Annotated in this window: 12 protein-coding genes; 2 read left to right on the top strand and 10 right to left on the bottom strand. The window is 35.8% G+C overall.

The features are described from left to right. Positions 1-112: 112 nt before the first annotated feature. Positions 113-922: a zinc transporter ZupT gene (gene zupT / locus ACQKM9_RS12320; RefSeq protein WP_427734631.1), complete on the bottom strand. Its 810-nt coding sequence runs from the start codon at positions 920-922 to the stop codon at positions 113-115. A 249-nt stretch (positions 923-1,171) separates the two neighbouring features. Here zupT and ACQKM9_RS12315 point away from each other — a divergent pair, with 249 nt between their 5' ends. Next, positions 1,172-2,365 (top strand): MFS transporter, encoded by a 1,194-nt coding sequence (locus ACQKM9_RS12315; RefSeq protein WP_427734630.1) that lies wholly within the window; start codon positions 1,172-1,174, stop codon positions 2,363-2,365. A 217-nt stretch (positions 2,366-2,582) separates the two neighbouring features. On the opposite strand, the gene ACQKM9_RS12310 is transcribed toward ACQKM9_RS12315, so the two are convergent. The 7 genes from ACQKM9_RS12310 to ACQKM9_RS12280 form a co-directional block, all read right to left on the bottom strand. After that, positions 2,583-3,209, bottom strand: a complete 627-nt coding sequence (locus ACQKM9_RS12310; protein WP_427734629.1) for a phosphatase PAP2 family protein — start codon at positions 3,207-3,209, stop codon at positions 2,583-2,585. A 149-nt stretch (positions 3,210-3,358) separates the two neighbouring features. Next, positions 3,359-3,667 (bottom strand): antibiotic biosynthesis monooxygenase family protein, encoded by a 309-nt coding sequence (locus ACQKM9_RS12305; RefSeq protein WP_427734628.1) that lies wholly within the window; start codon positions 3,665-3,667, stop codon positions 3,359-3,361. A 1-nt stretch (position 3,668) separates the two neighbouring features. Further along, complete coding sequence (locus ACQKM9_RS12300) at positions 3,669-4,649, bottom strand: siderophore ABC transporter substrate-binding protein (protein ID WP_427734627.1); 981 nt, start codon at positions 4,647-4,649, stop codon at positions 3,669-3,671. Positions 4,650-4,668: 19 nt separating this feature from the next. Further along, positions 4,669-5,430: an ABC transporter ATP-binding protein gene (locus ACQKM9_RS12295; RefSeq protein ID WP_427734626.1), complete on the bottom strand. Its 762-nt coding sequence runs from the start codon at positions 5,428-5,430 to the stop codon at positions 4,669-4,671. Beyond that, positions 5,427-6,377: an iron chelate uptake ABC transporter family permease subunit gene (locus tag ACQKM9_RS12290; protein WP_427734625.1), complete on the bottom strand. Its 951-nt coding sequence runs from the start codon at positions 6,375-6,377 to the stop codon at positions 5,427-5,429. The genes ACQKM9_RS12295 and ACQKM9_RS12290 overlap by 4 nt, the downstream gene beginning before the upstream one ends. Continuing rightward, positions 6,370-7,320: an ABC transporter permease gene (locus tag ACQKM9_RS12285; RefSeq protein ID WP_427734624.1), complete on the bottom strand. Its 951-nt coding sequence runs from the start codon at positions 7,318-7,320 to the stop codon at positions 6,370-6,372. The genes ACQKM9_RS12290 and ACQKM9_RS12285 overlap by 8 nt, the downstream gene beginning before the upstream one ends. Before the next feature lie 360 nt (positions 7,321-7,680). Next, complete coding sequence (locus ACQKM9_RS12280; protein WP_427734623.1) at positions 7,681-9,168, bottom strand: peptide MFS transporter; 1,488 nt, start codon at positions 9,166-9,168, stop codon at positions 7,681-7,683. Between the two features lie 228 nt (positions 9,169-9,396). Between ACQKM9_RS12280 and ACQKM9_RS12275 the strand changes: the two genes are divergently transcribed. Next, positions 9,397-11,115, top strand: coding sequence for an ABC transporter ATP-binding protein (locus ACQKM9_RS12275; RefSeq protein WP_427734622.1), 1,719 nt, complete (start codon positions 9,397-9,399; stop codon positions 11,113-11,115). Between the two features lie 41 nt (positions 11,116-11,156). On the opposite strand, the gene hflX is transcribed toward ACQKM9_RS12275, so the two are convergent. Together hflX and ACQKM9_RS12265 are read right to left on the bottom strand one after the other, a co-directional pair. Continuing rightward, a complete protein-coding gene (gene hflX / locus ACQKM9_RS12270) occupies positions 11,157-12,425 on the bottom strand; it encodes a GTPase HflX (RefSeq protein ID WP_427734621.1) in 1,269 nt (422 codons plus the stop codon). Between the two features lie 245 nt (positions 12,426-12,670). Beyond that, a complete protein-coding gene (locus ACQKM9_RS12265) occupies positions 12,671-13,363 on the bottom strand; it encodes a VOC family protein (RefSeq protein ID WP_427734620.1) in 693 nt (230 codons plus the stop codon). Positions 13,364-13,381 lie beyond the last annotated feature (18 nt).

The raw sequence follows: 13,381 nt of genomic DNA, 5'->3' as shown, positions 1-13,381 counted from the left end.
AAGGAAAAATTAAAAGACCTAAGCCCGGTGGAATACCGAACTCAGGTCTTAGAAGCTGCTTAAATAAATATGTCTAACTTTCTTGGGTCAGTTCATGATGGGTCCTGTTTTTTCAAACTAATAATACTAAACTAATAGCCATTACAGCCATTCCGGCAATAACACCATAAATCGATGTATGAGCCTCATCATATTTCTTTGCAGCTGGTAATAATTCATCTAACGAAATGAATACCATAATACCGGCAACACCCGCAAAAAGCATTCCGAACACAATATCATTTAAGAATGGCATTAAAATCAAATATGCTACAAATGCTCCAACTGGCTCAGCTAAACCGGATAAAAATGAAAGCTTAAATGCTTTTTTACGATCTCCTGTCGCAAAAAAAATCGGGACAGAGACAGCAATTCCCTCTGGAATATTATGAATAGCAACCGCAATTGCAATCGCAATACCGAGATTCGGATCTTGCAAGGCAGATGCAAATGTCGCAATTCCCTCTGGAAAGTTATGAATTCCAATTGCAAGTGCGGTGAATATACCCATCTTCATTAACTTAGCATATTCATCATTCGATGGCCCCACATACATATCTTCAACCTTTTTTACTTCATGAGGATTTTCGTGTTTTGGGATCATTTTATCAATAAGTGCGATTAACAACATACCAGCAAAAAAACCAATTACCGTGAATGTGTATCCTTGCTTCTCCCCTAACTCACCAACAAGCGAATCCTTAGCTTTCACAAATATTTCAACAAGTGAAACATAAATCATAACTCCTGCAGAAAAACCCAAAGAAAACGATAGGAACTTTGTATTCGTCCTCGAAGTGAAAAATGCTATTAAACTACCTACTCCTGTTGCTAAACCAGCGAAGAGCGTTAACGCTAAGGCAAAAACGACATTCCCATCCATATACTCAACTACTTTCTCTATTAAAATGTTAATTTCATTGTATGCAAAATGTTTCCTTAATGCAACTTTCTTTAACTACCAAAAATAAAGTGGGTGAGAGAAAATTTTAGAAATCATAACACTTTTATACACGTATACAACTTTCATGAATGCCTATTTTAAATCCATGTACAAATCTAATCAATTGTTATTATGATTTGTACATCCTTATAATAAGTATTAAATAACTCAATTTTGGAGTGACCTCTAATGGACTATATAAAACGTGGTACCGTTAACTTCCGAAACGTGAATCTAGCACTATTCGCAGGAGCTTTTAGTACATTTGCAAATTTATACATGATACAACCATTACTTCCAGCTTTCACAGAAGTGTTCCACATTTCACCTACAGTAGCTAGTTTGTCATTGTCTGTAACGACTTTAACATTAGCATTCAGTATGCTAATCATTGGTTCATTATCAGAGGCTTGGGGCAGAAAAAAGATTATGACTTTCTCCATGTTTGCAGGTGCTATTTTAACTTTATTTATTGCTTTTGCACCAAATTATTCTATTTTATTAACATTAAGAATTATACAAGGCATTGTATTTGCCGGGCTGCCGGCCATCGCTATGGCTTATTTAGGAGAAGAAATCGAACCTAAAAGTTTAGGTATTGCAATGGGATTATATATTAGTGGTAATACAATTGGTGGATTGGGTGGGCGAATCATCGTTGGGACGATGACCGATTTATTCAGTTGGCGGATTGGGATGATTGCAATTGGGGTGATTAGTTTTATTGTGAGCTTCGTCTTCTACTTTTTGCTTCCAGCTTCTAAACACTTTGAAGCGAAGAAACTTAATGTAAAAGGAATGTTACATTCATTGATTCTTCATTTGAAAGATCCTGCTTTACTAAGTTTATTCGGATTAGGCTTTTTGTTAATGGGGAGCTTTGTCACACTTTATAATTATATCGGCTTTCAATTGATAGCACCTCCCTTTTCTTTAAGCCAAACAATTGTCGGTTGGATATTCATCATCTACCTTGTCGGTACATTTAGCTCTACATGGTTTGGCAGCCTTTCTGATTGTTTCGGAAAATATAAAATGTTAGTCATTGCAATAGTCATTATGTTTTTTGGTGGTATTATCACATTAGAAAACCACTTACTTTTAAAGATAGCTGGCATCGCTATTTTCACATTCGGATTCTTTGGTGGACATTCTATTGCTAGTAGTTGGGTTGGTCGACATGCTACACATGACAAAGCACAGGCATCCTCATTGTACTTATTCTTTTACTATGTAGGTTCAAGTGTTGGCGGAACGGTAGGGGGAATATTCTGGACAGTATATGGCTGGCATGGGGTTATTGGTATGATTATAGGTTTTCTACTTGCCTCTTTCATATTAGCTTTTTCCTTGCGAAAAGTTCTGCATGAGCAAGCTCTATAGGGAACATATACGCTTTACATTTATAACTCAGGTGACCTCGGTCTTGCAGAAATATTTGTTAGAACCATCGAAGTACAACCAGTCACTTAGCTTAAATAAGAGTCTTTCATCTGTTTTTTAACAGATTTCAAAACAAAACAACCAGTTGTCGATATCTACTCGACGGCTGGTTGTTTTATTTTGGTTAATTTCAAATAACGTAGAACTAAGTATTTTATTATTCTTCTATTTTTTCCTGTGCTAACTCTTTAAATATTCGTTTTCTTCGTTCATACCATATTACTGCAATTATAAACCAAGTGTAACCCATCGACCAACCCGCTATCACGTCTGAAGCAAAGTGACGACTTTCAGCAACACGTGACATACCAATAAGCACCGTCAGTATGACAGCTCCTACCCAAGTGAGTATCTTTACCTTTTTAGAATATTGATATTCATTTGCTATATAGGCCAATGTAAACAAATATAAAATCCCCGTCATAGAATGACCTGATGGAAAACTAAAACTTTTAAGCTGATCAGGTATGTCAGGACGTGGTCTCTGCACCCACACTTTTAATAACTGATTAAGCACATTACCAGCTGCTATTGTTACAAGGACAAAAAACATTCCTCGGTAATTGTGATCCCTTATCCATAACACTAATAATAATATAATGGCAATGACCACAACGAAAGCTGGTTCACCAAAGTAATGGAAAAAACCTAAAAAATTATTACCCTTCAACAAATCTGATGCCCACTGATCTAGATTGAATACCCAATTACTTTTTATATTTAAAAAGAGAACGATATAAACGATTGTGGTAACTATCGCAAGTGGATAAAACAACTTTTTCATACTAATCCCTCCTCACGCTTGCGATTAACATTTCTTCTACTATAGCTCTTTTCTACTCGATGTAATAGCAAAATGAACGAAAATCATAAAAAAATGCTCTAGCATCAAGCTAGAGCACTTTCAGTAATAATAAGCTAGGGGAGCTTACTTTATTTTGTTGCTTTTACTTCATAGACGTTTTGGCTGGATTCGATTATATACTCTGGTTTGGGCTTGCCGATATTCGCTTTATGACCAGCGATGTGCTCCGGACTCTTCTCCCAATTTTTCCAATCTTCTTCACTTTGCCATTGAACGAGAATCATTACTTCCTCGTCCCCACGTCTAACTTTCTTCACAAGTACTTTCATATCAATGAAACCAGGTTGCTTTGCTAATGGTGTATCGCCACTAAAACGTTCTACAACCTGTCCAGAAAAACCTTCCTGTACAATTATTCGTTTCATTTGATAAAACATATTATAGCGCCTTCTCTACTTCATCAATCATTAGTGATACTGATTGTAATCCGCCACCTGATAGGTACCAAACTTCTGGATTTAAGTAGAACATTTTACCGTCTTTATAAGCTTTTGTTTTCTTCACTAAAGCATTCTCGATTGAGTCTTTAGAAGATGCACCTTCAGTTACTACTGCATCGCGGTCAACTACAAAGATAATATCTGGATTTTTCTCTAAAATGTACTCAAATGATACGTTTTGTCCGTGAGTTGAAACTTCAATACCTTCGTCCGCAGGTTTAAAACCGAATACATCATGAATTACACCAAAACGAGATGCTGGACCGTAAGCACTGACTTTGCCTTCTGAACCTAAGAGTATTAATGCTTTTTTATCTAAAGCAGATGCTTTTTCATTAATTGCAGCAACTTTATCATCAACTTTTGCTAGTTCTTCTTTTACTTGATCTTCTTTATCGAAGATTTTACCAGCTAATTCGGTATTAGCTTTGAATGAATCCATGTATTTTGAAGTATCTAATCCTACATAAACAGTTGGTGCAATCTCTTTAAGTTGTTCGTAAAGGCTAGCTTGACGACCAGAGATGAAAATAACATCTGGTTTTAATGCTGCAATTGCTTCAAAATCAGGCTCTTTTAAAGAACCAACGTTTGTATAATCCGCACTTTTATATTTTTCAAGGTAACTCGGAACTGAATCTTGTGGTAATGCAGTAACTTTAACACCTAAAGTGTCAAGAGTATCTAAGAATCCCATATCAAATACAACAACTTTTTCAGCGTTTTTCTTAACTTTCACTTCATCTTTAACGTTATCAGAAGTTCCGTCATCTTTTGAAATACCGAAGTCATTTGTAATCGTAATTTCTTCTGCTTTTGAACCTGAAGTTGATTCTTCTTTTTTATCGTCTTTAGAGCCACAAGCTGTTAATACTAAAAGCATTGCAAAAACTAACGTAAGTAATTTCCAGTTTTTCATTGGGTAAAGTCTCCTTTTGTTATGAATTAAAATAGACACAAATACGACAACTATTCATTTCTTGAATAGGTATATCCATATCGTAAATTTCTTTTAATGATTCTGAGTTGATAATGTCATTGGTTGGACCATCTTTTACAATACGACCATCTTTCAAAGCAACAATTCGATCTGAGTAAACAGAAGCGAAGTTAATATCATGCAAAACAATGACTACTGTTTTGCCTAAATCATCCACAAGTTTTCTTAGGATTTTCATAATCTGCACCGAGTGCTTCATATCTAAGTTGTTGAGTGGTTCATCAAGTAATATATATTCGGTATCTTGTGCGATAACCATTGCTATGAAAGCACGTTGGCGTTGACCACCAGATAATTCGTCCAAAAAATCATATTGGATTTCTGCTAAATTCATATACTCAATCGCTTGGTCGATCATTTTTACATCTTCCTCATTTAAGCGACCTCGAGAATATGGGAAACGGCCAAAAGATACAAGCTCACGAATCGTCAAGCGCACATTCATATAGTTTGATTGTTTTAAAATTGATACCCGCTTAGCAAAATCATTCGATTTTAATTTTTTCACATCTGAGCTGTCTAGTAATACATCACCAGTGTCTGCATCAAGTAAACGACTTACCATCGACAGAAGCGTAGATTTACCTGCACCATTTGGGCCGATAAAAGACGTGATTTTGCCGCGTTGAATATCGACGCTTACCTTATCAACTACTACTTTCTTGCCGAATAGTTTAGATATTTCTTTTACTTGGATCATGCAGATCGACTCTCCCTTAATAATAGATAGATGAAGTAGATACCACCGACAAAATTGACGATAACACTTAATGTTGTTGAGAATGTAAATACACGCTCAACAATCCATTGCCCACCAATTAACGCCACTAAACTCATTAGACTAGCACCAGTGATTAACACCGTGTGCTTGTACGTTTTAAAAAATTGATATGACAAGTTTGCAACAATTAAACCGAAGAAAGTTATCGGTCCTACTAGTGCTGTAGACGAAGCAACTAAAATCGCTGAAATAACAAGCATACGTTTAACAACTTTATCGTAGGGAACACCTAAGTTGATGGCATTATCTCTCCCTAGAGATAATACATCCAAGTCACGAACCATTCGCCACCCGTATATCATCGTCACTAGTACGATAATTAATGCGAACCATACTAAGTCTCCACTTACGTTATTGAAGCTGGCAAACATTTTATCCTGCACGCGCATAAATTCATTTGGATCAATTAAAACTTGCATGAATGTCGTGATACTACCTAATAAAGTACCAAGAATTATACCTACAAGCAGTAGGAAATAAATTGGCTGTTTTCCTGTACGGAAAAGAAATTTGTATAGTAGAAGTGCAAATCCAATCATGACGACTAATGATAGAACGAAGTTTACTTTTGCATTGAGAACTACTATATGCCCGGAACCTAAGAAGAAAATAATCACTGTTTGCAATAGCAAATAAAGTGAATCTAGTCCCATAATACTTGGCGTTAAAATGCGGTTATGCGTAATTGTTTGGAAAACAACTGTTGAATACGCAATTGCAATACCCGTTATGGCCATTGCTAGCACTTTAATACCTCGTCGAGGCAATGCATAGTCATAGCTTCCATTTAAACCTTGAAACAAATATAAACCACAAAATACTGCAGCCAAGGCTGCTAATAGTATCATTTTTGTACTGTTACGCATACGCCTTCCCCCTAAATAACAAGTATAGAAAGACGCCACTACCAATTACCCCTACCATTAAGCTAATTGAAATCTCATATGGATAAATCAATATCCTACCTAGAATATCGCAGGCTAATAAGAAAATTGCACCCAATAATGCGGTATGTGGAAGTGTTTTTTGTAAATGATCTCCCTTGAAGATCGATACAATGTTCGGAATGATTAAACCAAGGAAAGGTATCATCCCAACCGTTAGCACAACGGTTGTTGTAATGAGTGCCACGAGGATTAAACCAAAGTTAACGATTCTTTTATAACCAAGGCCAAGATTTTTCGAGAAATCTTCACCCATACCCGCAACCGTAAATCGGTTCGCATATAAATAAGCGATAATTAATATAGGTACACTTATGTATAAAAGTTCATAACGCCCCTTCATAACCATTGAGAAATCACCTTGTAACCAAGAAGATATATTTTGAATGATATCCGCCTTATAAGCGAAAAACGTCGTGATAGACGATAAAATATTTCCGAACATTAATCCAACAAGTGGAATAAAAATGGCATCCTTGAATTTAATACGATTTAAAATTTGCATAAATAAAAGCGTGCCGGCTAGCGCAAATACAAATGAAACCGCCATTTTTTCAATCAAAGATGCATTCGCAAACAGTAACATTGATACTAGTATGCCTAGCTTAGTGGCATCTAGTGTACCTGCAGTTGTTGGCGAAACAAATTTATTTCTACTTAAACTTTGCATGATCAAACCTGCAATACTCATTCCCATACCAGCTAAAATAATGGCTATTAGTCTAGGCACACGACTAATTAAGAAAATTTGAGTTTCTTCAGATTTAAAATCTAGCAAATCTGCCGGAGAGATTCGGCTCACTCCCACAAAAAGCGATATTAATGATAACAAGATAAGTGCTATAAAAAGGTATCGTTTCTTCATTGTAATCCCCGATGTATTCATTTTATGAGTAAATAATCTTCTTATTGAAAATGATTATCATTGACTCACAATTCCCATTATAACATGACGACTTTTTCCGTCAACCTTAAATGAAAATGATTATCATACTACAATGACAGTTTTGTGAATTCAAAAAGTTGCTCATTGCCTTAAAACACCGGTATAGAGCTATTTCAGAGTAAAACGCTTTATTCTATTAAAATCTATTTATACTTCTTTATCCGGACTAATTTCGTTATAGTTACGTAATATCCTAGGATTTTATGCATTAGTTTCTATTATTCCTTATATATAAAAGCACTGAGATTTGGATAATCTCAGTGCTTTTATAATTATTTATTAACGAATACCTTGCATCGCTTTCGAAATTATTGGTGAAATGATTAACATCACGATACCAAGCAGCACTGAAACTGTACCAATTGTACCGAAGTAAGCAACTTCACTAATTTTATCGAATACTTTTACTAACTGTGCATTCACCGCTTGGGCTGCTGCGCTCGTTAGGAACCATAAACTCATAGTTTGTGCACTAAATGCCTTTGGTGCTAATTTCGTTGTAACAGATAACCCTACTGGAGAGATTAATAATTCTCCTATTACTACTAGGAAGAAGCTAAGTACTAGCCACCAAGGACTTACTAAAGCTGTACCATTTGAAAGAAAAGCAGGAATTACCATGACAATGAATGAGAATCCAGAGAAAAATAATGCTAATGAAAATTTAACTGGTGTAGATGGTTGGCGCGTTCCAAGTTTCATCCAAATCCAGGCAAATAACGGTGCCATTGTAATAATAAATAACGGATTTAATGACTGGAACCAAGAAGATTCCAATTTAATTGGACCAAGATTTAAATCAGTACGTGAGTCTGCATACGTTCCTAGAATATTTGACCCTTGCTCTTGGATTGCCCAAAACATTACAGCAGCAATAAACATTGGTATATAAGCCAACACACGAGATTTTTCTTCTGCATTAGTTTTTGGACTTCTATACATCACCACAAAAAACGCAGTAGGAATTAGAATTCCTAAAATAGAAATGAATAATATAACATTGTTAATTGTTAATTGATCGTTTATATAAGCAATCACTGCGAGTACTGCAACAATTGCAACGCCAATAACTGTTTTTATTGCTAATTTTGAGAATTCATCTTTTGTTAACGGATTATTAATTTGTTTACCTGCTAAGCCTAGATATTTCTTAGAAGTAATTACATACATGACTAAACCAATAAACATACCGATTGCAGCAATACCGAAACCTAAATGGAAGCTGTACTTTTGTCCAATTGTTCCCACTATTAAAGGTGCAATGAATGAACCTAAGTTAATACCCATATAAAAAATACTGAATCCAGCATCTCTACGGTTATCAGCTTCAGCATAGATGTCACCAACAATACTTGAAACGTTTGGTTTTAATAAACCTGTACCCATTACAATGAATACCATTGATATTAGTAGCATTGTCAATCCACCTGGAAATGCCAAACAAATATGACCTAACATTATTAAAATACCACCGTAAAATACGGTTCTTCTGGTACCTAATAAACGGTCAGCAACCCAACCGCCAATAATCCCTGACATATATACAAGTGAGCCGTATATAGCGAAAATTGAGTTAGCTGTCGTTCTATCTAATCCTAGACCGCCATCATTTAAACTATAGTACATAAAGTAAAGTAAAATGGCCCGCATGCCGTAGTATGAAAAACGTTCCCAGAATTCAGTAAAGAATAAGGTTAATAATCCTTTAGGATGACCGACAAAGCCTTTTTGGGGTACCGACTTAACGATATCTTCTTTCGTTATCATTTAATTTCCCTCTTTCCAATAAGTAAGTAGGATGTCTATTTTCAGAAAAAACAGTAAGTCTATTATAAATAGTTAGTTGTATGCATGTCAAAGAATAGAAGTTTGCAAAATATTGAGTATTTTAACATTTTTTTGAATTATAAAACAATTGTATGTCGGACGAGTTATTACATTTATCTAACTTTTTCGTTATAATACAAATAATTGAAATTACAGAGGAGCAAATACATGCTAAAACAGTTTTTTTCCTATTACAAACCGCATAAGCGATTATTTATTGTCGATTTTACAAGTGCTGTCATCGTTGCAATTTTAGAACTTGCCTTTCCAATTGCCGTACAATGGTTTATTGATAAACTTTTACCAAGTGGCGATTGGGACACAATTGTGACAGTGAGTGTACTACTATTAATCATTTACCTTTTTAGCACCTTGTTGCAATATATCGTCAGCTATTTAGGTCATAAACTTGGCATTAATATTGAAACAGATATGCGACAAGAACTTTTTAATCATGTACAAAAACAGTCATTCCGCTTTTTTGACAACACGAAAACAGGTCATATTATGAGTCGGGTTACGAATGATTTATTTGATATCGGTGAGCTCGCTCATCATGGTCCGGAAGATCTCTTCATTGCCATTATGACGTTCTTTGGTGCCTTTGCTATTATGTTCAGTATCAACCCACAATTAGCCATTATCGCTATAATCATGGTACCCTTCTTAGTTTGGTTAGTAACATATGGCAATATCAAAATGAATGAAGCTTGGAAGTCCATGTACGGTAGCATTGCAGACGTCAATGCTCGAGTAGAAGATAGCGTGTCAGGCGTACGTGTTGTACAAGCATTCACAAACGAACAATTTGAAATGGACCGCTTCAAAGTAAATAACGGCCGATTTCGTCTTGCAAAGCTTTCAGCATATAAAATTATGGCAGGTACACACTCCAGCATTTATATGATGACCCGCCTTGTCACACTAATCATATTAGTTGTTGGTGCGTGGCTTAGCTTCAACAAATTGCTAACTTACGGTGAACTTGTTAGCTTCGTGCTCTATTCAAATGTACTAATTAAACCCGTCGATAAAATTAGCGCCCTCTTAGAGTTGTATCCAAAAGGAATGGCTGGATTCAAGAGATTTCGTGAGCTTATTGACCAAGAACCTGACATCCAAAATCGTAACAATGCCCTCGATAATCATGCATTGTCTGGAAATATTAAATTTAAAAATGTACATTTCAGATACGAGTCTTATAAAGAGATTTTGTCCAATATTAATTTATCGATTCAAGAAGGACAGACAATTGCATTCGTTGGTCCTTCAGGTGCTGGTAAAACAACGATTTGTTCATTAATACCAAGATTTTATGATGTCACTGAAGGTTCGATTTCAATTGATGGCATTGATGTACGTGATATGACATCACACTCTTTACGCTCACAAATCGGCATCGTACAACAGGACGTCTTCTTATTTACCGGAACGGTCCGTGATAATATTGCTTATGGTAAACTTGGGGCTTCATTTGAAGAAATCCAAGAGGCTGCAAAAAAGGCTCATTTAGAGGAATTTATCGAAGATCTTCAAGATGGTTATGATACACAAATTGGTGAAAGAGGATTGAAATTATCTGGTGGTCAAAAACAACGACTAGCAATTGCACGAATGTTTCTAAAGAATCCGCCTATTCTCATATTAGACGAAGCAACATCTGCTCTAGATACAGAAACAGAGAAAATTATTCAACGTTCTTTAAATGAACTTGCAAAAAATCGTACGACTCTCGTCATCGCTCATCGTCTTGCAACAATACGAGATGCTGATCGAGTCGTCGTCGTCACTGAAGAAGGAATTGCTGAAGATGGTAAGTACGACGAACTTGTCGCAGCAAACGGCATTTTCACAAAGCTACACAACATTCAGTTTGATCAAAACTAAAAGAGTAGAGGGTCGGTTTCACATCGACTCTCTACTCTTTCTTATTTCAAGATAAATTCAGCAAACCGATTTGCGTCTGCTTCTTTCATTTCAACTTTCAATACAGTACCTTCTTCTTCATATGCTGTTTCTTGAATATTACTATACTCATTTAAATACGAGACAATTTCCCCTCTATCATATGGTATGCAAATGCGACATATTACATAATCAGAGAAAATATGGCGACGAACAACCTGTAAAAGTTCATCCAATCCCACACCCTCTTTTGCAGACATCCATACCGTATCTCCACTTACATGTGGATACTTTGCATTAGCAAGATCAGCCTTATTATACACATATACTGTTGGTACATCTTCAACCCCAACAGAATGTAATGTATCATTCGTTACTTCCATCATATACTGATATTCTTCGTTAGAAGAGTCCACTACATGTAAAAGTAAATCTGCATCTCGTGCTTCTTCCAAAGTGGAACGAAACGCCTTTACTAAATGGTGGGGTAATTTACTAACAAAACCAACAGTATCAGTTAATAGGAAGCTTTTATGATCCGGTAATTCAATCTGACGAACCGATGTTTCAAGAGTAGCAAAAAGCATATCCTTTTCGAATACTTGCTTATGTTCCTCATGCTCAGTTTTACGTAACAACTGATTCATAATCGTCGATTTCCCAGCATTCGTATATCCTACAATGGATACGACAGGTATTTCATTTTTGCGTCGTTGCTTACGCTGTGTTTCACGTTGTTCTTTGACCACTTCTAAATCACGGCGTAATTTTGCAATTTGATCCTCGATTTTTCGACGATCTAGTTCAAGTTTAGTTTCACCTGCACCACGGTTTTTGAAACCACCACCTGTTCCTCCACCTTGGCGGCTAAGGGACGCATGCAAACCTACTAAACGTGGTAGCATATATTGTAACTGTGCTAATTCTACTTGCATTTGTGCTTCTTTCGATTTTGCACGTCTAGCAAATATATCTAAGATCAACATTGTACGATCAATCACTTTACATTCTAGATCAGCCTCAAGATTACGTATTTGAGATGGTGATAACTCATCATCAAAAACGACTAAATTTGCGTCTGATTCATCATAGAAATTTTTAATTTCTTCTATTTTACCTGTTCCAACATAATGAGATGGATTTACACGTTCTAAATTTTGTGTAACGGTGCCAACTACTTCTACATCTAATGCTTCCGCCAAATTTCGTAGCTCCTCAAGCGAATATTCGAAATGAACATCCCCTCGTAAATTAACACCCACTAATACGGCTTTTTCCATTAATTCATCCAACAAATTTCCTCCTCTTACTACGCAAAACAAAGAGTATGAATATATTCTTAATTCCCACTGAAATAAACAGTAGAGTAGAGCTGATATATCTACTCTACTCTTCTCTTACCATTAAATATAACATGTTCTAAAAAGCAGCTGTGTCATAATCACTCCGTCAAATATTCAAACAGTTCAGTTCAAATTCCATTTAGAACCCTTATTTAAAAAGGTAAATTTATCCTAACACATTCATTTCTTTACTCTCAACCTTTTGCAATTTCGATTGCGTGCAATCGTTCCTTACTATCATGTTTTTCCTCAAAAACAAATAAGGTATTCCCCAACTTCAATGTGTTCCCCTTTGTAGATAACGATAATAATCTTGACCATTGAATAAGCTTCTCTTCAACATTTTTCACATGGAAGATACAACGTTTAATCGTCAATTCTTCATTTTCCGATTTGACTGTTCCATCTTCTCTTAATGACGAATAACGTTCTTCATCCGTCTGCTCCCACTGAATAAAAAATGGATAAGGTAAACTATGGTCAATTTTATGATCAATGAAAAGCATTTTCCATTTGCGCAAACCGCCATTGGACGTTCTTCTCTCGGCAGGGATAATTCCTGATGTACGATAGCCCATCTTTTTAAAATAGCGATTCTTCTTTTCTAAATCGTTTGAACGTAAGCATAATGATGCAAAACCTTCACCATCGACAATATCATATAAAAGTTGTTTCACTAAAGGCTGAGTTGATTGTTTCGCTATATTTTCATGTTCAACAGCCAGCCATTCGATATAACTATTCTTTGTATAAAAAAGTGCATTATACGTTCCCCAATCCAAATGCTGCCCACCTTCGACAGGGTGCAAACCTTCAATTTGTTCCTGTTCGACAACCTGCTGCGGATTTTTTGTTGTGAAATATACGACATGATCTAATTCAAACATCCCTATCACCCCTTATGT

The organism is Viridibacillus sp. NPDC093762, from assembly GCF_050279675.1.
Lineage (GTDB): Bacteria > Bacillota > Bacilli > Bacillales_A > Planococcaceae > Viridibacillus.
Note: the sequence above shows the minus strand (reverse complement) of the source record. Positions and strands in the feature narration are given on the sequence as shown.

Coding starts and splice junctions, on each gene's coding strand:
- zupT (WP_427734631.1), bottom strand. CDS start 922: ATGGATGGGAATGTCGTTTTTGCCTTAGCGTTAACGCTCTTCGCTGGT.
- ACQKM9_RS12315 (WP_427734630.1), top strand. CDS start 1,172: ATGGACTATATAAAACGTGGTACCGTTAACTTCCGAAACGTGAATCTA.
- ACQKM9_RS12310 (WP_427734629.1), bottom strand. CDS start 3,209: ATGAAAAAGTTGTTTTATCCACTTGCGATAGTTACCACAATCGTTTAT.
- ACQKM9_RS12305 (WP_427734628.1), bottom strand. CDS start 3,667: ATGTTTTATCAAATGAAACGAATAATTGTACAGGAAGGTTTTTCTGGA.
- ACQKM9_RS12300 (WP_427734627.1), bottom strand. CDS start 4,649: ATGAAAAACTGGAAATTACTTACGTTAGTTTTTGCAATGCTTTTAGTA.
- ACQKM9_RS12295 (WP_427734626.1), bottom strand. CDS start 5,430: ATGATCCAAGTAAAAGAAATATCTAAACTATTCGGCAAGAAAGTAGTA.
- ACQKM9_RS12290 (WP_427734625.1), bottom strand. CDS start 6,377: ATGCGTAACAGTACAAAAATGATACTATTAGCAGCCTTGGCTGCAGTA.
- ACQKM9_RS12285 (WP_427734624.1), bottom strand. CDS start 7,320: ATGAAGAAACGATACCTTTTTATAGCACTTATCTTGTTATCATTAATA.
- ACQKM9_RS12280 (WP_427734623.1), bottom strand. CDS start 9,168: ATGATAACGAAAGAAGATATCGTTAAGTCGGTACCCCAAAAAGGCTTT.
- ACQKM9_RS12275 (WP_427734622.1), top strand. CDS start 9,397: ATGCTAAAACAGTTTTTTTCCTATTACAAACCGCATAAGCGATTATTT.
- ACQKM9_RS12265 (WP_427734620.1), bottom strand. CDS start 13,363: ATGTTTGAATTAGATCATGTCGTATATTTCACAACAAAAAATCCGCAG.